The sequence below is a fragment of the Desulfuromonas acetoxidans DSM 684 genome (assembly GCF_000167355.1).
Taxonomy (GTDB): domain Bacteria; phylum Desulfobacterota; class Desulfuromonadia; order Desulfuromonadales; family Desulfuromonadaceae; genus Desulfuromonas; species Desulfuromonas acetoxidans.
This window is the reverse complement of sequence record NZ_AAEW02000014.1, coordinates 20343-38723: the sequence shown is the minus strand read 5'-3', so window position 1 is coordinate 38723 and position 18381 is coordinate 20343. Positions and strand designations below refer to the sequence as shown.

Genomic DNA, 18381 nt, shown 5'->3' with positions numbered 1-18381 from the left:
TCGGTCTGGTGCCTCCTGACATCTTTATTCCAATCGCCGAAACAAGCGGTCTGATGCCCCGGTTGGGTCAGTTTATCGTTGAAACCGCTCTGTACGAGATGAATGAATTTCTCAAGGAAACCGGGCTGGAAGTTGCCCTGTCGTTGAATATTTCGTTGCGGCAGTTTATGCAGAAAGATTTCCTTAAAGAGTTATACGCGCAATTATCCCATTATCAGGCGCCCCAAATAACGCTCACTCTGGAAATTACCGAAAGTCTGTTTATTGAAGATCTCGACTATCTCATGCCTTTGTTGAAAGACCTTTCCTCGCGAGGGGTGCTGATCTCTCTCGATGATTTTGGTACCGGTTACTCGTCACTCAACCTGCTGCGCAGGCTTCCCATTGATGAGTTGAAAATCGATAAAACCTTTATCGATGATTTGCTGATGGATCTTGCCGCAGAAAAAATGGTGCAGAATATCATCGCAATCGCGAAAAATTTCGATATGAAGGTTGTCGCTGAAGGTGTCGAAAGCAAAGAGCAGTTTCTGAAACTCAAGGAGGGGGATTGTGATCTTTTCCAGGGCTATTATTTTTCTAAACCACTGCGTTTGGAAGATCTGAAAACATACAGCAAGGCATTCATGTCAACCAACATGTGACCGCTGAGAACCTGCCTTATCCCACATCATCTTAGAGACGTCACCCCAACAAAGAGAGTCCTTGTTGGTCGGGGAACAGCTCAGAGCTGTGTCCATTTTATCCAGCATTTGGATGGGAGACCGCTTTGCTGTTGGAGTGATCCTTCTAAGTTGGTAACGGACAGCAAGAGGAGCAGGCCGCCGGATAAAATCCGACGAATATAAAATGGGGGCGTTATGAATAAAGAATTGCACCAGCTTCTCTGTGAGCTGGAAGAGTTTGGACAGGCAAACGATGAAAAAACGGAGGATCGCGCACAGCGGATGTTGAATATCACTCCTGACACCGGCGAGTTTCTGGCCGTGTTGGTTCGCGCGATGAATGCCCGACGTGTGCTGGAGATCGGTACGTCCAACGGCTATTCCACACTCTGGTTGGCCGATGCGGTGTCCGCCATTGATGGTAGTGTCACCACAGTGGAGTATGCCGAGCAAAAATATCGGCTCGCCCAAAAAAATTTCTCACGCACGTCTCTGGCGCACCGTATTGATGCCATCCTTGGCGATGCCGGGACTATTCTTGGCAACGCCGATGATGCTGTGTACGATCTGATCTTTCTTGATTCGGAACGCTCACAGTATCCCGGTTGGTGGCCCGACCTGAAACGGCTACTGCGTCCCGGCGGCCTGCTGGTGGTCGACAATGCGCTGTCCCATGGTGAGCAGATGGCTCCCTTTAAGGCTCTGGTCGAGGCAGATGTGGAATTTACCACCTGTGTGGTGCCTGTCGGTAAAGGGGAATTTCTGGCCACCCGCTCTGCATGAAAGCGGAGCAAATTTTCTGAAAAAAAAAGCAATATCGGTCAGGACGTGATCAGTGAGTTCGGCTAAATTCCTATCTGACCGCTGAGAAGGAAACGCCGAAAAGAGGATTTATGTCGCTCGCTGAACAGATCAACCGTGTGTGCACCTACATTGTTCATCATCTCGATGAAGAGTTGAGTCTCGACCAGTTGAGCCGGGTTGCCGCTGTCTCGAAATTCCATCTGCACCGTGTGTTTGCGGCGCAGACCGGGATCACTCTGTTCAAATTCATTCAACTGTCCCGGTTGCGCAAGGCCTCGTACCAGCTGGCGTTTAAGGACATGAAGATTGTCGACATTGCCCTCGATGCCGGGTATGAGAGCCCTGAGTCTTTCGCCCGATCTTTTAAAAAGACCTTTGGCCGTACTCCTTCTCAATTCAGAAATCAACCGAAATGGCTGGAGTGGCAGTTGACGCAGAGTCAGCTCGTCCAGCCGGGAGAACGGGAAATGAATGTTGAAATTGTTGAGATGAAAGAAACCAAAGTCGCCGTACTCGAGCACTGTGGAGCGCCGCAGCGGGTGATGGAAAGTGTTGAGAAATTTATTCAATGGCGCAAGGAAACCGGCCTGTCACCGGTGAAAACAAGCCAGTCGTTCGGGGTGCCGTTTCGCGATCCGAACACTGCACCGCCCGAAGAGTTCCGCTTTGATATCTGCGGTTCCATTGACGCCGATGTACCCGCCAATGACTACGGTGTCAAGACCGGCACCATCCCTGGTGGACGCTGCGCCATGATCCGTCATTACGGCAGCCGCGACACCATCTCCGACAGCGTCTACTCCCTGTATCGGCAATGGTTGCCGGACAGTGGCGAGGCGTTGCGCGATTATCCGTGCTATTTCCGTTATGTGAACTTGGTGCCGGAGGTGGATGAGTGCGATTTGATCACGGAGATTTATCTGCCGATCCAGTAAGGTTTCGCCACAGGCACCATCAACTGTAATATGATGAGCTGAAAGGGCTTTTTGCCTGTTTGGTTCCAACAAAAATCGCCGGGGAACACACCTTGAAATCAGGAGTTTTTCCCGGCGATCGTATTTTATTGTCAACGCCACGATGGCTCTGAGAGATAGCGCGTGCCGTTATCCCTGCAGCAAGCCCAGTACGGTTTTCGCCGATTGGTTAGCCTGGGCCTGCATTGAGATGCCGGCCTGTTCAAGAATCCGGTTTCTGGTCATGGCCGAAACCTCCTCGGCCATATCCGCATCAGCAATGCGGGAATTGGCGGCCGTCATGTTTTCCGCAATATCGCCGAGATTTTCAATCGCCGATTCAAAGCGATTCTGAATCGCACCAAGTTCACCGCGGCTGCCGGAAACCCGAGTCAATGCTTCGTCAATGGCGGCCAGAGAAGATTGGGCGCCGGATTGACTGAGAACATTCAACTCCGTCGTGCCCAGATCCTGCTGGCTGGCACCATCAACCTGAACCGTGATCTGTTCACCGGCATCAGCACTTACCTGAAATGTCATACCGGATTCCGCCAGATCGCCATTGAGAAGGTTCTGGCCATTGAACGAAGTGGTACCGGCAATGCGGTCCAGTTCCGACTGAAGCTGGGAGAATTCGGCGTTCATTGACGCGCGGTCGCTATCGTTGTAGATGCCGTTAGCCGACTGCACGGCAAGTTCACGCATGCGCTGCAGCAGTGTTGTGCTTTCCCCCAGTGCGCCATCCGCCGTCTGGGCCAGCGAGTAGCCGTCGTTGGCGTTGCGTATGGCCTGATTGATACCGCGCACCTGGGCGTTGAAGCGGTCAGAGATCGCCAGCCCGGCAGCATCATCCTGGGCACTGTTGATACGTAAACCGCTGGAGATGCGCTCCATGGATTTATTGAGGTTCTGCTGTGATTGGACAAGATTGCGACTGCTGAGTGATGGTCCATTGATTGTGTTTGCCATAGGACACCTCCTGGAGGGTCGCCAAATCATGATGCTACGTTTTTAGTTAGTATTTAAATTTAGCATAAATGGTCTGTTTGTCAAATTTGCAGATATGGTAACTGACTGTTTTTGCGGTGAAAGTTAATGATTTCTACTGCCTTTCAGTGCCGGGTATGTCGTCTTTTTTAAAGAATCGGCAGCGAACCTTCCCTCGTTATGGTTGTGATTCATCAAACTTGCGCAACGTCTCTTGCGAAGGTTTGGCCGTCACCAGACTGACGAGAATCACCGCGACAAACGCCAGAATAAAGCCCGGCAGCAATTCAAAGATATATTCCCCCTCGATGGTCACATAATTCTTCACCACAAAAATAGTCACCGCGCCGACAAGCATACCGGCAAGGGCACCGTGGCGGGTCGTGCCGCGCCAGATCAGCGACAGCAGGATGACCGGCCCAAAGGCTGCGCCGAAGCCGCCCCAGGCATAGCCGACCATGCCGAGAATAGTTCCGCTGCTGGTGGAGGTGATGATGTCGGACAACAGGGCAAAGCCGACAATGCCGAAGCGACTGATCCATGCTTTACGGCCGGGGCTGAACTGCTTGAACAGCGGTAGGTCCTCGGTCAGCGTGGAAGACAGAACCAGCAGTTGCGAGTCGGCCGTCGACATGACTGCGGCTAACACCGCAGCCAGGACAATGCCGGAAAACACCGGATGAAACAGCGCGTTGACCAGGGCCAGGAAGATCCGTTCCTTGTTGCCGTCCGGTCCGGAAACACCGGGCAATGGCATCAGTTCATTGCAGGCAATGCCGCTCAGTCCAATTGCCACTGACAGGGTCAGGCAGACGATCATCCAGCTCATGCCGATCCGCCGGGCTTTGGTCACACTGTCCACCTTGTCAATGCCGATAAAGCGTGCCAGGATATGGGGCTGACCGAAATAACCGAACCCCCACGACATCAACGATGCTCCGGTGAGCCAGGAGGTCTGATAGTTAAACGCCTTGGGGTTGGCAACGGTAATGTCGATTCCCGAGCCGGAAACGGCAAAGAACGCCAGCAAAGCACAAAAAGTTAACGCCGCCAGCATCAGCAATCCCTGAATCAAATCGGTCCAGCATACGGCCAGATATCCGCCGAGAAAGGTGTAGGACACCACCACCAGCGTGGTGATGGTCAGAGCCGTCTGCTCGCTCGCACCAAAACTGTGAGCAAACAACAGGGTGCCCCCTTTGAGACCCGACGCGACATACAGGGTGAAAAAGATCAGAATGACCACCGCTGAAATGGATTTGATCACATGCGAAGAATCATCAAAACGGTTGGACAGGTAGGTCGGTAACGTCACGGCATTGAGTTTTTCCGTATAAGCGCGCAGTCGCGGCGCCACGATCGACCAGTTAGCATAGGCGCCGAGAATTAGCCCCAGAGAGATCCACAACCCTTCCACCAGGCCCGAAGCAAAAACAGCCCCCGGTAGTCCGAGTAACAGCCAACTGCTCATGTCCGAAGCCCCGGCACTGATCGCCGAAGTTGCCGGACCTAAAGTGCGACCACCAATGATGAAGTCCTCGTTATTCTTGGTCTTTTTCATGGACAGGTAGCCGATGGTCAACATGAGCATCAGGTACAGACTGAATTCAATAGCGGTCAGCATGGTGTCATTTCCTTTTGATCTGTCGTACGAGGACTCTTTGGGATAAATCGTTTCTTAAAAAACGATGTTTTTTCAAGGGGGAAGCCGGTAAACGGGGGCACCATAGCAAGATTCAAAAAGGGGTGCAAGGTAGAGCCTGATATCCATCGCGTATACAACGACATGTTGAAAAAGGCGGCAAATCGGCGCATTCCGCCAAGTTCAGCCTCGTTTGATTGGCCTGTTCGATTGTTTGGTGCTCTTTAAAGGGGCGGGAGTGGGTTTAGAGTAGGAACCACAGTAAATTGCCGCGAGGATCAAGAGGACGCCGACTGTCTCCAGTAGTACAACCGGTTTGTCGAAGAGAAGAACCTCCCAAATAAAGGCGAGGGTGGGCTGCAGCAGCAGAACCAATCCAGCGGTGGTCACCGGAACGGCCCGCATTGACGATGAAATCAAGGTCCAGCCAAGCGTGGTGCTCAAGATACCGACTCCCAGAAGCGTACCGAGAGTTGCAAGGTCGGGAATCACAAACGATGCGCCATTGATAGGTGCCGTTAAAGCCAGAAGAGCGGTACTGCTCAACGATACCACAAACATTGAGGGTTTTGCTCCCAGGACGGAAGATTTCATCGTTCGATGCAGAAAGAGGATATAGCCTGAATAGAATAAGGCCGAAAGTAACCCAAGCGTAATTCCAAGCGCTTGATACCCTGCGAGGGCTCCAAAGTCTGCTCCGGTAATCAGATAGAGGCCACAAAAGGCCACCGGCACCGAGAAAATAAAAAGTCTGGTGACGCGTTGCCTGAAAAGCAGGAAAGAGAATGCTGCCGTGAAGAATACCTGCAGGTTGGTCAGCAATGTCGCGACACCGGGGCCTATCAGGTGGATACTTCGATGCCAACACATGAAATCAAGGGCGAGGAAGAAGCCGCCTCCCGCAAGAAATAAAATTTGTTTCTTGCTGCAAATGATGTTTTCTCGGCCCAAGCTCAACAAAAAACCGATCGACAGCCCGGCAAAAAGCATCCGGTAAAAAGCCGAACTGTCGGGAGGCATGTTCGATGCTTTGATAAAGATCGGCGCCAAACTGATACAGATTGTTCCGATGAAAAGGCGGACAATCGGTTTTTGAAAAACAACGATAAGAGAACGTTTCATCATTACTGTCGGATACAAGGAAGGGAGATCCCACCGCACAAGAATTTAGTGGATTTTAGCTTGATTGTGCTGTGAACATAGCGCTGAGATCAAGATTTGTCGAGATGAACCAGCAGCACCGGCATGGTTGCATGCAGCATCACCCGTTTGGCAACGCTGCCGAGCAGGGCGTATTCGAGCTTTTCACGACCGTGAGCACCGAGGATCAGAAGATCGGCTCCATAGCGATCGGCTTCTTCAAGGATGGTTGCAGCGGGTGGTCCGTGATGGACTTCAATGGCCTGGATGCGGGCCAGATCGTCCGGGTGTTCGGCCAGTTCCTGCGCGGCAAGGTGCTGTATTTGTTGGCGGATGGTGTCGATCACGTCGTCGGTGTGGGCCAGTTCGTACTCGGCCAGTTGGTCTGTACCCATCACCAGGGCGACCTCGTTGATCACCGACGGGTTGATGTCAGGTAGCACGTGGAGGATCTCAACCTCACTCTGATACGCGCGAGCCAGGCTGATGGCATGACGTAACACTTCGGGAGCGCCGGCACTAAGATCCGTGGCAAACAGAATTTTTTTATAGTGCGGAAGCATCATTTCACCTCCTGCGCCGCATGGGCGCGAATCCGTTGTTCATGCTGACGTGCGCGGGGTTTCTGAAGGGTGTAGATCGCGGCCAACAGCCCTACTCCAAGCATGTAACACAGATAGTGGTTGTCAATATGCAACAGATGGCCAAAAAAGTCGGGTCGGAACATGATGGAACACACCACAAACAGCAAACCGGTTTCATGAAGGCGGTTGGGGGCGATGAACCAGCCCTGAGTAGCGGCGGCAAAGGCGCAGGTGCCGACACAGGTCATGACGAAGATGTACAGGGCCAGTGGCCAGCTATTGATGCCTACCAGCAGGATGTCGGTGTTGAAAATAAACATGAACGGTAGCGCTGCCGTGCGAATGTCGTAGAGAAAACCCTGTACCCCGGTGGGAATCGGCTCACTGCGGGCAATAGCACTGGCTGCATAGGCTGCCAGTCCGACCGGAGGCGTGTCATCGGCGAGAATGCCGAAGTAAAAGCAGAACAGGTGCGCGGCAATCAGCGGCACGGCAAAGCCGTTCCAGTCGGCCAGAGTCACCAGAGCCGGAGCGGTCAGGCTGGCCATGACAATATAGTTGGCCGTGGTTGGCAGCCCCATGCCGAGGATTAAACTGGCAAAGGCGACGATGCCAAGCATCAGGTAGAGATTGCCCATGCTCAGGGTGTCGATAATATCCGTGACCAGCCCACCGAGCCCCATGGTGACAACACCGACGACAATCCCGGCGGCAGCCGTGGCCACGGCCACGCTGACCATGTTGCGTCCACCGGCCACCAGGCCGTCGATGATATCCACCATGCCCTGATAGAGGGCACGGCGACGCGAGTGGCCGTTTGGGGCGGCATGAAACAGATGTTGAAACAACATGATCACCAGCAACACCATGGTGGCGCGAAAGGCGGCCATGTCCGGTGAATGGCGCGGTATGATCAGCTCGTAGAGCAGGTAGAAAATCGGCACCAGATAGTGAAAGCCCTTGCTCAAAATGGCAAAGAATACCGGCAGCTCTGCCTTGGTCAGGCCGCGCATGCCGAGTTTGCTTGCCTCAATATGGGTGAGAAAAAACAGTGCAATATATGAGGCAAAGGCTGGAATCGCCGCCGCCTTGCACACCTCCAGGTACGGCAGGTTGACATACTCGGCAATGATAAACGCAGCCGCGCCCATCACCGGCGGCATCAGTTGGCCGTTGGTGGACACCGCTACCTCAATGGCCGCCGCTTTCTTGGCCGGATACCCCACCTTCTTCATCAGCGGGATGGTAAAAGTGCCGGTGGTGACGACATTGGCAATGGACGAGCCGGAAATCAGCCCGGTTAAACCGGAAGAGAGCACCGCGGCCTTAGCCGGTCCGCCCTTGTAGCGCCCCAGCAAACTCATGGCCAGATCGATAAAAAAGCGGCCAGCCCCGGCCTTTTCCAGCAAGGCACCAAACAGCACATAGAGAAAGACAATCTTGGCCGACACATAGATGGGCACGCCGTAAATGCCCTCAGTGGTCAGGGCAATCTGGCCGATGTAGCGGTTAACGCTGACCCCTTTGAAGGCGAGAAAGTCCGGCATGTAGGGGCCGAAAAAGGCGTACAGGGTGAACAGCATGCCGATCATGGCCAGGGCCGGACCGACTACGCGCCGCGTGGCTTCCCACAGTACGATCACCAGCAGGCTACCCACCACAATGTCGCGGCTGCTGGCCATACCAACCCGCGCCGCCAGCCCCTCATAATCCAGGGCAATATACAGAGCCAGCAGCGTTGCCGTCAGAGCAATGACCAGGTCCATCAGCGGAATCCGGTCTGTTGCCGATAGCCAGCGCAAGCCGGGAATGTCGATTTTGCGCTTGAAGGTGGGGGCGGAGATAAAGATCAGGAACAACGCAAACGCCAGGTGGATGGCCCGCACATAGGTGGAATCGAGCAACAGCCAGCTCGATAGCGAGAGTTGAAACAACGACCAGCACAGTGCCACCACCGGCACGATAAACCGTTGCCAGCCCGAGACGTGGCGCAGGCCCAGCTCCTCCTCCTGAATAAGGCGGCGCGCCTGTTCCACGCCCTCGTCAACAGGTTGCCGGTTGTGTTGGGCGGTCATCTCATCTGTGCCGGAGTTGTTCACGTCACTTGCCCTACTTCAAACCCACTTCTTTGTAGTACTTCATCGCGCCAGGATGAATCGGCGCGGACAGGCCGTCGAGCATCTGTTGTTTGGTCAGCGACGCATAGGCCGGATGCAGTTTTTTGAACTGCTCGAAGTTGTCAAACACCTCTTTGGTGATGGCATAAACGATCTCATCCGGCACATCGGCACTGGTACACAACGTCGCTTTCACACCATAGGTGTTCACATCGCCGTCATTAACCACGCCGGGATAAAGGTTCACCGGAATCGCTGCCGCCGCATAAAAGGGGAATTGCTGCACCAGCTTGCTGCTGATCTCTTCGGGCACGGCAACAAAGTTGACCTTGCGCGCACCGGCCACAGCCTCCTTCACCGAACCGTTAGGATGACCGACGGTGTAAAAGTAGGCATCAATGCGGCCATCCTGCAGCATGCTCGCAGATTCCGCCGCTTTCAGCCCCTCAATTTGCAAATCCTTGCCCGGCTCCATGTCCACGGCATTCAACAGGTCCATGGCATTGCCGCGCTGGCCGGTGCCTGGAGCGCCGATGTTCACCACATGGCCCTTGAGGTCAGCGACTGTGCGAATATTCTTGTCCGCCCCGGCCACAATGGTCACCAATTCGGGATGAATCGAAAACACCGCCCGCAGCTTGGTAAACGGTTTGCCCTGCCACTCGCCCAGACCGTTGTAGGCCTGATACTGCCGGTCAGATTGAACGATGCCGAACTCGAGATCGCCCACCGAGAGAGCATTGATATTGAACACCGACCCGCCGGTCGCCTCAAATGTGGCGCGCAGGTTGTACTCCCTGCGCTTCTTATTCACCATCTTGGCAATGGCGCCGCCGGTCGGGTAGTACACACCGGTCACACCGCCGGTACCGATGGTGACATACGTGGTGCGCGCGGCAAAACCGCTCACCGGCACCAACGTAACGGCCAGCAACAGGCAAAACAGGATCAACAGCCCTTTTTTCATCATGTGCTCCTTTATCGCGTGGACATAGAAACGTTTCTGACATATTTAAAATGCTTTTTAAAACAATAGGTTAAGAGTTTGAGGATTGTAGCATTGTTCTTCGGCCAATTGTGAGAATTTTCCCAACAAGTGAAATTCAGCCAGTGGTTACCGGATAATTGACATGGAACGGATGATGTTGGCAAGGGTGGGCTGTGCTTTTTTCTCTGTGGCGAAAACATTTGAACACGGTATATTTTAATTTAATCCATTATATTTATTGATCAAGCTGTGGGGCAGCAGCGGGTCGCGCCTTTTTTAATAAAACACAACAACATGTGTCTTTCTTTTGGGCAAAGGAATCATCATGTCTGAAAAGCCGAGTTATGAAGAATTAGAAGAGCGCGTTCTGAACCTGGAAAAGGCTGAACGTGAGCTCAAGAAGGTTGAAGTGTTGCTCAAAGATGAGATTTATTGGCGGCGTCTTTTGGTGGAAGAATCGCGCGACGGCATCGTTGTCATTGACCAAAATATAAAAGTCTTTGAAGCGAATAAGAAATTTGCCGATATGCTTGGTTATTCAATGGAAGAGATCCACCAGCTTCATGTCTGGGACTGGGATACCGAGTTTACCAAAGAAGAATTGCATCAAATGTCGCAAACGGTCCTTGAAGTCGGCCATCATTTTGAAACACGCCACCGTCGCAAAGGCGGTACCCTCATTGATATCGAACTGAGCAGTAATGGTATCGCTTACCGGGGCAAGAAGTTGATCCTCTCCGTTTGTCGAGACATTACCGCAAATAAAAAAGCCACCAAAGAGCGCGAAGAGCTTATACAGGAACTTAAAAAAGCAGCAACGGAGATTAAGATTTTAAGGGGCATATTGCCCTTGTGCTCTTTTTGTAAAAAAATCAGAGATGATAAAGGTTATTGGCAGCAAGTTGATACCTATATCGATAAACACACCGAAGCGGATATCAGTCACAGCATCTGCCCGGACTGTATGAAACAACACTATCCAGAAGAATATAAAGGGATCTGTTTAGAGCAAGATATTCCATTGCCGAACGAATAAAGATCGCTCGCGCAAGGCATGAGCCGCGATTTTCTGGTGTTCTCTCTGGTTTACCAATCGCAGACGGAATTTCATCGGGATAGTGTCCCTCCATTTCTCCTGTTTCCCTCATGACGTGGGGTTGCGCCCCCACAGACTATTTCATGATGGGCCTGACTTTCTTTGCTTGTCCAAAGAAAGTCAGCAAAGAAACGACACCCCGCGCCTTGCCCCTTCGGGGTACCCTGCGCAAGCATCATGATGTGCGGAGTGGCAAAAACTCGGCCTGTTTGCAACAGTCCTCAAACAGTTTGCCCCTCTGTTTCGCACCTCATGATACGTGCTCCGGCTGCGTTACAGGGGCCCCCCCGGAAAAGCAACAATGAGAGGTTCGGTGTCTGTTCCCCTTTGCCGTCGCTGGAGTGGAGCGGTGGTTCACCGGAAAAAAGCGAGGAACTGTCTGAGGGCGCAGCCCGAGTTTTGCGAGCGCGGTGAAACGCCGTGGAACGGAAGGAATCTGCCTCAGGCAGGCGAGGGCATGGGGTGTGTTTCTTTGCATCCTTTCTTGTCACCAGAGTGAGCGAGGTCATGGTGGATAAGAGGGTGCAAGTGCTTGAGCTGGATGAGGTTACGAAAAAATCTGAGTTGCACCCAGAGGTTCGGCGGAGATTTTTTCTAAACTTAGGCAGTTCAATGACGTGTGCGATCTGCCGCCAATGGCCTTGCTGACTCTGGTGTCATATAACAAGAAAGGGGGTCGGGTGTGGGGTCGATACCCCACGTCACGTGGGCACCAAGACATGCGTAAAGATAGGGTTCGCCAAAGCAGGACACAACAATTACGACACTTACAAAATAAGTCGAAAGGGCCCATGACTATTCATGGACCCCTTTCGCTGTCTCACGCAAAAATTGTTTGATCTCCCCCCGCGTGCGCAAATGAAAGACCTGCTTGTCTTGCGCCGCCTGAGCGACAAACGCGCGGTAGCGCGGCGTCAGGTGGCGATGGCACAACCACAGCACCCGATAACTGCTCAGCGTGCTGCGCCACATGGGGCTGCCCTCCGGCCACCCTTCTGGGGTAACCCACAACCCTTTGATCAACCGTTTCGTTACCCACCAGGCATGCACATACAATGGCAGATCCAGATAGACTAGCGTGTCGGCCACTTCAAGACGCTGCCAGAGAGTCGTCATGCAGCCAAAGCCGTCAATGATCCACTTCGGCTGTTGCAGCAGCTCGGCATGAAGGGCCAGGTACTCTTCTTGAGGGATTTCGTCACCGCCTGGGCGGAACTTGATGGTGTCCAAGGGATGCAGCGGCAGGCCGGTGGTCTCGGCCAGCCTTCTTGCCAGAGTGGATTTGCCGCCACCGGCATTACCAAATACAGCGACTCGTTTCATGTTGCCTCCTGTTTCGTGTGAAATAAAGCCCAGAAAGCAGCAACAAAAAAACCCGCCATCTGGGCGGGTTCGGCCAACGTATCAGCACATCACAACACCCACCATCCCTAAGGAATGGTGATAATAATGTTCTGGTGATGTGTGGGGTTTGTGTTCATGTCTAAAATGTGCTGGATTGTGCGGTAGATGTCAACCCGGATTTCTTGACTTTGTTTGCCCTGTAAACAATAGTGCGCATAGGGGGGGCAATGGGAATACTGTTCGCCAACCATTGCCAAATCCGCCCGAGTGAATTCAAAATGCAAGCGCATCGGTTATTCCACTGGACTGAAAATGAAACGTATTCTTTTATTGATCGTAATCCTGCTTGTCGTCGCCGGGCTCTACTTTTATCCGACAAAAGAGAGAGACGTCTACGATGTTGTCCAGGGCAAGGAGCATTATGGCACTCTTGTTCTAAGCTGTGAAATCGAGGGCCTGCCCGTCACCATCAATGAAAAACAGGTCGGGGTCACCAAAAAGGAAGCGCAGACCTTCAACCTGCCGGTGCAGGGTGTTTATGGCACAGCGGATCATGAGGTCGTCGTTCGGCAGGAGGTCGATGCCGAACATGAATACTACTTTTGCGAAAGATTTTCCTTCAACCGCTATATCGATGTGGAAGAGCATCCGCTAAAACGCATCGCGCTTTTCCTCTCTCCGGCCGAAGATCATACCTTCCCACCCGTCAATCAGGCCATTGCTCTACGCCTCAAGCCCAACGTGCTGGCGCGCAAAACCGGACTTGTTCAGGAGGTAAAGCTCAAACACAACTCTGCGTGGTATATGGCTGAGGATGGGGCCGAGGATGAAAATCGCCTGTATGTGCTCACGCGTGCCGAAAGAGATCTGAACCGGCCCAGTAAAAATGAACCGGTTGAAGGCCAGTTCGTCGAGGTGTACGACAAAGAAACGCTGGCGTTTATCGGCGAACAGCAGCTGCAACCGCTCGCTGTTTATGACAGCTTCGACACCTATAACGCTATCGCCGTTGGTGACGACACCCTCTATATCGGTAACAGGGTCGCCCAGCTCCTGCGCTTGGACAAACAAAGCCTGGAGCCCCAAAGAGCTGTTCCTGAAGAATTGGACGGTTGGATTTCAGGCCTGAGCACCTATCAGGATTACCTGATCGCCTATGGCGAAGGAGATCGGATCTCGGTTTTTAAAGACGATCAACTGCTCTATGTGGTCGATGAAAAAGAACATTATCCCGACAATATCGACCAGGTTCACGATTATGATGACTATAATCGCATTGACGCGGTCTGTGTGCATCATGGGCTGCTGTATGCCACCAACTTTCGCGGGTTTATCAATGTTTATGCCCTTGAGGACGGCCGCTTTACCAAGCAGATCAATACGATTAAATATGAAGAAGAATGGGGCTACGTGGTTGGTCGTCACATCGGAGCGGTTGGCGTTTATCAAGAGCGTTATCTTTACTTTGCCATCGATTATAACGGCCTGTTGATTCTGGATAGCGAAACCGGGGCTATTTCTCACATTTCTACGCTGTTCCCTGAAGAGATAGAATACAGCGAGCTTTTCGATGAAAAGATTGATGTCACCAAAAAAACGGACATCTACAAGATGGTTTTTTACCGCCATTTTCTCATTTTCAGCGAAGTGAACGCTCTTCATCCATTCGTCTACGCTTACGATCTGCAGAGCAAGCAAATCGTCCATACCTTCAAAGGGCATCAGGGTGACATCACGGAGCTGTTTTTACACGGAGATCATTTGACCGGGCTCAGCTGTGAGGGTCGATTGTATCGGTGGGACTTGATGGTTTTTGTAACAGAATCCGGCAGCTGAATAACCAGAAGGCAGTACAGAGATGGAACCGTTTTTCACAAATATTTCCTCTGAAAACCATTATTCATAAACGATACGTGTTTTTCACGTGTTTCCTGATTTGTCGCAAGAAGCGATTCTCGCCGTTTTGTATCCTCGGAATTGTAGCAACATGAGAGGGGTTTTCTCGTGAATAAAAACGGCTTCTATTCAAACGTAGACTTGCCCCCTTTTTGTGACCTTGCAAGGGGGGGGCTCTCTTTTCTTGGACTCTATTCTGAATGCAATAATCTTACTACCCTTATACGAGAAAGTTCTTGTTTTCCAACATCAAATGATGTTAGGAAACAAGAAACAAATATCAGGGAGCGGTTTATATGACATCTAAAACATTAATTGCAAAATCAGTTAACAATTTAGAAGCATTGGCATTCATGGGGCTTAACATCTCTTGGCTAGAAGAAATTTCTCTTAGAATCCTTACTGCTTATAACCGCGCAACACCAAATGATGCTATTGGAGCCGCTGGTACGTATGCCTATCTTGAGGCAATAAAAGCTTTGCGCGATGTTCTGATTTCTAAAGGCTGGTCTAAGCTCTATCGGGACTATTTGGAACTTACACGAAACCCAGACAATGGCGTTAACATTATCGTCTCAAGTGGCGATAAGAACACTGGAATAGATAGTGGGATTGCCCCTAAAACTAAAAATCCTAAAGGTGTTAAAACACAAAAGATAGTAGATCAAAATAGTTACCAACCCTTTCTATGGAAAGAGATGGAACCCGAGCAACCTGATGAATCTGTAAGTGAGCCAACTTGGGTACTGCTATACCATCTGGATAAGGTAAATGAAGAAATGCGAATTGAGTTGTCGTTGCCAACGTCAATAGATTTATGTGATTTAAAAGTTGACGAATGGGAAACGAGAATTCTTTTGCCCTCGATCTCTTTCAATTTAGAACTATCTAAAATTAAGCCAGACTTTGCTCCTGAAATCGAATTTGGAATAAAGAGAAAAAGCAATGAACAAAAAGGTGTTTAATCCAGCCCGTTTAAAATTCGCTAGAGAAAAACGTGGGTTCACAATTCGTAAATTGTGCGATTGTTTAAAACTAACAACAAAAAGTCTCTCAGATTATGAAAACGGTAGGAGAGATCCGAACGATAAAACTATTTCTGAAATTGCAAAAATACTGAATTTTCAAACAGGCTTTTTCTTTTTAGGCCCTCTCCATTCAATTGAACCTTCGAGTGTAAGTTTTAGATCTCTTGCCCGAATGAGAGCTTCTGTACGAAATTCTGCGCTACGAGCTGGAGAACTAGCTTTAGAAATGGATACATGGATTAATAGGCGCTTTGAGTTGCCAAAAGCCGACCTGCCTGATCTCTATAATTATTCATCAGTTGCAGCGGCTGAGGCAATTCGGAATGCTTGGGGATTGGGAGAAAAACCTATCCGTAATATGGTATCAACACTTGAAGCAAAAGGTATTCGAGTCTATTCTCTTGCCGAAGATACCCAAGATATGGATGCCTATTCATTTTGGGCTAGTGACCAACCTTTTATATTTTTAAACACAAAAAAAACAGTTGAGAGAAGTAGATTTGATGCTGCTCACGAACTTGGCCACCTGATTCTTCATAAACATGGCGAGCCCATGGGAAAAGAAATTGAAGCTCAAGCCAATAGCTTTGCTTCGGCATTACTAATGCCAGAAGGTAGTGTTAAATCTCATGCAATACACTACCCGTCTCTTAAAGACATTATTACCCTGAAATCATTCTGGTTAGTATCTGCTTCTTCTTTAGTAAGAAGGCTGAAGGATTTAAACCTTATAACCGAATGGCAATACCGAAGTCTGACGATAGATTTGTCCAGAAACGGCTATATGAAAAACGAGCCAGAACCAATATGTACTCGAGAAGAGTCTAAGCTGCTTCCAATGGTTTTTTCTGCTTTAAAAGAAGAGGGGATTTCTAAGGGAGATGTTGCTAAAGAACTTGGAATTCCAATTGAAGATATTAATGCTTTAACCTTTAAAACACAGCTTACAAGTATTCCAGGAAAAAACTCAAAACCTGCATCAATAAATAGTAAAAACGATTATTTAAAAGTAATAAAATAAACTTTTAAAAATGAAGTTAAAACCAAATTCCACGGGGAGATAGACCGCCTGTGGAATTTGGTCCTCAACACCCTCCTTATCCTCAAGGTTTTCATCGCAAAGCTACAGGAAGAATGCCTTCTTTTGATCACAGGATTAAATTTTAATCGCTTGGTCTACTAAAGGAAGGAATGATTTTTTCTTGACTAGGATAAAATCGAAGCCCCATTGTCCAGAACCTAAAGTTAATCAAAGGTAGGGTTGAACCCTATGGTCGCGGTTGCTCGGCATCGAAGTCAGAATGGGGACGAGTCAGAATGGGGACGTAGTTGATTTTTTGATATTTAGGACAAAACCACACTACTCCGCCAACTGCTGCAAATCAAAAATAATCCGCTCACCATGACGCACCTGATCGCGCAGGCGGGAGAGCTTTTTGTCGAGGGCAGTGAGTTGGCCTAAGCCCTGGCGTTCTTCGTCGCTGGTTTCGATAATGGCGGCAATGCCGCCGTTGCGGATCACCAGACGGCGGTCGCCGGACAGAGCCAGCAATGGATCATGGGTGGCCATGAGGACGATCTTTTCCTCTTTGACCAGTAGGTCGAGGGCGCGGCGGCGGTCGACACCGGCGTTTTCGATTTCGTCGATGAGCACGATGGGTGAGGCGCTCAGGCAGGCGACGTCGGCAATCATCAGGGCGCGCGACTGACCGCCGGACAGGGCGGTGACCGGTGTGTCGAGTGTGAACGGTTCCCCGGCGAGGTCAACAGCGGTGGTGAAGATCTGCTCGACCCGTTGTGCCACATCGCTGATCAGGCGGCTTTCGGCGTGCATGGTGATAAACTCGCGCACGGTGAGATCCATAACGAAGTTCATGTTCTGCGACAGTTGCGCCACCAGTTGTTGCTCGCCGGACAGACGGCGGTTTTCATCCGGCACCTGACCATCGAGCAGAATCTGCCGTTTTGACGGCGTATCCCCCTGAGCCAGACATTCAATATCGGCCAACAGACGACTTTTTCCGGAGCCGGTCGGGCCGACCACGCACACCACTTCACCACTGCGCAGGATCAGATCCTGTTGCTCTTTGCTGCCGCTTTTATCCACCCCGGCCTTAATGGTCACCTCACGCACCGTACTGGTTTCACGGCTTTGAAACGCCTCCATCTGGGTGATGAAGTCGATACACTGGCTGGTCAGTATCGCGTGGTCGAGGGCAAACTCTTCCAGATGGGCGGCGGGGATGCCGTCGAGAAACGCACCAAGGCTGATCTCGTCATCCGGGGGCGTCAGGTTGAGGGCGGCAAAGAAGTCGCGCACATAGGGACGCTCGCTGAGCAGCTGATGCAGGGATTGAGTGAGAAGCGCGGTATCGGTCATGAGAAATCCATGGTTTTGATGTTGCCGATCTGACAATCGGGCCCGATGCGGGTTTCGCCGAGGCAATAGGAGCACAGCGCGGCAGGCATGGTGAAGCGCAGGCGCATGTCGTTGAGGGTGGTGACTGCGGCAGCGCTTTGGAAATGGCGTTGCAACAGCAGCGTGCCCTGGCCGGTGAGGCCGTTGACCGGCAGCACCGCCGCCTTGGGATTCACTTGGCGCACGCGGAAGGCAAACACTTCGCGCTCGGCTTGGGAGACGATATCGCCCTTGGTCAGCACCACCACATCGGCGCTTTTCAGCATCGGGCCGATCTTGCGTGGCGTGTGCACGCCGCTGAGATGGTCGATAACGCACACGGCCATCACATCCTTGATGTGCGGCGAACAGCGGTTGCACAGCCCGGCACTTTCACTGATCAGCAGATCAAACTCTTCGCGTTGCCCCCATTGCACCGCCTGTTCGATATTGGCGATAAAGAAGTGATCCGGGCATAAGCCCCCGGCCAGGCCGGTTTTGACCTCAATGCCCGCCTGTTCATAGCGCAGGTAGTCATCGCTGGTCAGGCAGTCAAACTTGACCACACCGACCTTGAGCCCGGCGGCGATCAGCGGTTCAATAGCGCGCAGAATAATGGAGGTTTTGCCGCACGATGGCGGCCCGGCTACGGTAATCAGCTTCATGGCATCGCCTTGGTTAAAGGAGTTTGGGCAAAAGGCTTTCCTGAGCTTTTTGCCAACACGCTTTTGGAAGTGAC

General features: G+C 51.4%; 16 protein-coding genes. 7 read left to right on the top strand and 9 right to left on the bottom strand.

Going from position 1 to position 18381, the window contains the following annotated elements:
• Positions 1-8: 8 nt before the first annotated feature.
• The 3 genes from DACE_RS17430 to DACE_RS11980 all read left to right on the top strand — a co-directional run bounded on the left by DACE_RS17430 (position 9) and on the right by DACE_RS11980 (position 2404).
• Positions 9-644, top strand: coding sequence for an EAL domain-containing protein (locus DACE_RS17430; RefSeq protein WP_050770018.1), 636 nt, complete (start codon positions 9-11; stop codon positions 642-644).
• Positions 645-860: 216 nt separating this feature from the next.
• Positions 861-1448 (top strand): O-methyltransferase, encoded by a 588-nt coding sequence (locus DACE_RS11985; RefSeq protein WP_006001606.1) that lies wholly within the window; start codon positions 861-863, stop codon positions 1446-1448.
• 110 nt (positions 1449-1558) lie between these two features.
• A complete protein-coding gene (locus DACE_RS11980; protein WP_006001604.1) occupies positions 1559-2404 on the top strand; it encodes an AraC family transcriptional regulator in 846 nt (281 codons plus the stop codon).
• A 168-nt stretch (positions 2405-2572) separates the two neighbouring features.
• On the opposite strand, the gene DACE_RS11975 is transcribed toward DACE_RS11980, so the two are convergent.
• From DACE_RS11975 to DACE_RS11950, 6 genes are all read right to left on the bottom strand, one after another.
• Positions 2573-3391 carry a flagellin N-terminal helical domain-containing protein gene (locus tag DACE_RS11975; RefSeq protein WP_006001602.1) on the bottom strand — a complete coding sequence of 273 codons (819 nt, stop codon included), beginning with the start codon at positions 3389-3391 and terminating at the stop codon, positions 2573-2575.
• A 196-nt stretch (positions 3392-3587) separates the two neighbouring features.
• Positions 3588-5033 carry a sodium/proline symporter PutP gene (gene putP, locus DACE_RS11970; protein WP_006001600.1) on the bottom strand — a complete coding sequence of 482 codons (1446 nt, stop codon included), beginning with the start codon at positions 5031-5033 and terminating at the stop codon, positions 3588-3590.
• A 201-nt stretch (positions 5034-5234) separates the two neighbouring features.
• Positions 5235-6176: a DMT family transporter gene (locus tag DACE_RS11965; protein ID WP_006001598.1), complete on the bottom strand. Its 942-nt coding sequence runs from the start codon at positions 6174-6176 to the stop codon at positions 5235-5237.
• A gap of 86 nt (positions 6177-6262) precedes the next feature.
• The gene (locus tag DACE_RS11960) at positions 6263-6757 is read right to left on the bottom strand and encodes a universal stress protein (RefSeq protein ID WP_238326420.1); all 495 of its coding nucleotides are present in this window, start codon (positions 6755-6757) and stop codon (positions 6263-6265) included.
• A complete protein-coding gene (locus DACE_RS11955) occupies positions 6754-8850 on the bottom strand; it encodes a TRAP transporter permease (RefSeq protein WP_040367282.1) in 2097 nt (698 codons plus the stop codon). Before DACE_RS11955 ends, DACE_RS11960 begins: the two co-directional genes overlap by 4 nt.
• A 34-nt stretch (positions 8851-8884) precedes the next feature.
• On the bottom strand, positions 8885-9859 hold the full coding sequence (locus DACE_RS11950) for a TAXI family TRAP transporter solute-binding subunit (protein WP_006001591.1): 975 nt from the start codon (positions 9857-9859) through the stop codon (positions 8885-8887).
• Positions 9860-10205: 346 nt separating this feature from the next.
• On the opposite strand from DACE_RS11950, the gene DACE_RS17425 reads away from it, so the two are divergent.
• Positions 10206-10916 (top strand): PAS domain S-box protein, encoded by a 711-nt coding sequence (locus tag DACE_RS17425; protein ID WP_006001589.1) that lies wholly within the window; start codon positions 10206-10208, stop codon positions 10914-10916.
• Between the two features lie 855 nt (positions 10917-11771).
• On the opposite strand, the gene DACE_RS11940 is transcribed toward DACE_RS17425, so the two are convergent.
• Positions 11772-12299: a P-loop NTPase family protein gene (locus DACE_RS11940; protein ID WP_006001585.1), complete on the bottom strand. Its 528-nt coding sequence runs from the start codon at positions 12297-12299 to the stop codon at positions 11772-11774.
• Between the two features lie 333 nt (positions 12300-12632).
• On the opposite strand from DACE_RS11940, the gene DACE_RS11930 reads away from it, so the two are divergent.
• From DACE_RS11930 to DACE_RS11920, 3 genes are all read left to right on the top strand, one after another.
• Positions 12633-14156, top strand: a complete 1524-nt coding sequence (locus DACE_RS11930; RefSeq protein WP_006001583.1) for a hypothetical protein — start codon at positions 12633-12635, stop codon at positions 14154-14156.
• Positions 14157-14512: 356 nt separating this feature from the next.
• Positions 14513-15181, top strand: a complete 669-nt coding sequence (locus tag DACE_RS17420; RefSeq protein ID WP_006001581.1) for a hypothetical protein — start codon at positions 14513-14515, stop codon at positions 15179-15181.
• Positions 15162-16265 carry an XRE family transcriptional regulator gene (locus tag DACE_RS11920; protein ID WP_006001579.1) on the top strand — a complete coding sequence of 368 codons (1104 nt, stop codon included), beginning with the start codon at positions 15162-15164 and terminating at the stop codon, positions 16263-16265. The genes DACE_RS17420 and DACE_RS11920 overlap by 20 nt, the downstream gene beginning before the upstream one ends.
• Positions 16266-16604: 339 nt before the next feature.
• Here the strand turns inward: DACE_RS11920 and DACE_RS11915 are convergent, their stop codons facing one another.
• Together DACE_RS11915 and DACE_RS11910 are read right to left on the bottom strand one after the other, a co-directional pair.
• The gene (locus DACE_RS11915; RefSeq protein ID WP_006001577.1) at positions 16605-17624 is read right to left on the bottom strand and encodes an ATP-binding cassette domain-containing protein; all 1020 of its coding nucleotides are present in this window, start codon (positions 17622-17624) and stop codon (positions 16605-16607) included.
• Positions 17621-18307 carry a GTP-binding protein gene (locus tag DACE_RS11910; RefSeq protein WP_006001575.1) on the bottom strand — a complete coding sequence of 229 codons (687 nt, stop codon included), beginning with the start codon at positions 18305-18307 and terminating at the stop codon, positions 17621-17623. Before DACE_RS11910 ends, DACE_RS11915 begins: the two co-directional genes overlap by 4 nt.
• Positions 18308-18381: the final 74 nt, after the last annotated feature.

Coding starts and splice junctions, on each gene's coding strand:
- DACE_RS11965 (WP_006001598.1), bottom strand. CDS start 6,176: ATGATGAAACGTTCTCTTATCGTTGTTTTTCAAAAACCGATTGTCCGC.
- DACE_RS11955 (WP_040367282.1), bottom strand. CDS start 8,850: ATGACCGCCCAACACAACCGGCAACCTGTTGACGAGGGCGTGGAACAG.
- DACE_RS11910 (WP_006001575.1), bottom strand. CDS start 18,307: ATGAAGCTGATTACCGTAGCCGGGCCGCCATCGTGCGGCAAAACCTCC.
- DACE_RS11950 (WP_006001591.1), bottom strand. CDS start 9,859: ATGAAAAAAGGGCTGTTGATCCTGTTTTGCCTGTTGCTGGCCGTTACG.
- DACE_RS11915 (WP_006001577.1), bottom strand. CDS start 17,624: ATGACCGATACCGCGCTTCTCACTCAATCCCTGCATCAGCTGCTCAGC.
- DACE_RS11940 (WP_006001585.1), bottom strand. CDS start 12,299: ATGAAACGAGTCGCTGTATTTGGTAATGCCGGTGGCGGCAAATCCACT.
- DACE_RS17425 (WP_006001589.1), top strand. CDS start 10,206: ATGTCTGAAAAGCCGAGTTATGAAGAATTAGAAGAGCGCGTTCTGAAC.
- DACE_RS11980 (WP_006001604.1), top strand. CDS start 1,559: ATGTCGCTCGCTGAACAGATCAACCGTGTGTGCACCTACATTGTTCAT.
- putP (WP_006001600.1), bottom strand. CDS start 5,033: ATGCTGACCGCTATTGAATTCAGTCTGTACCTGATGCTCATGTTGACC.
- DACE_RS11985 (WP_006001606.1), top strand. CDS start 861: ATGAATAAAGAATTGCACCAGCTTCTCTGTGAGCTGGAAGAGTTTGGA.
- DACE_RS11975 (WP_006001602.1), bottom strand. CDS start 3,391: ATGGCAAACACAATCAATGGACCATCACTCAGCAGTCGCAATCTTGTC.
- DACE_RS11960 (WP_238326420.1), bottom strand. CDS start 6,757: ATGATGCTTCCGCACTATAAAAAAATTCTGTTTGCCACGGATCTTAGT.
- DACE_RS11920 (WP_006001579.1), top strand. CDS start 15,162: ATGAACAAAAAGGTGTTTAATCCAGCCCGTTTAAAATTCGCTAGAGAA.
- DACE_RS11930 (WP_006001583.1), top strand. CDS start 12,633: ATGAAACGTATTCTTTTATTGATCGTAATCCTGCTTGTCGTCGCCGGG.
- DACE_RS17420 (WP_006001581.1), top strand. CDS start 14,513: ATGACATCTAAAACATTAATTGCAAAATCAGTTAACAATTTAGAAGCA.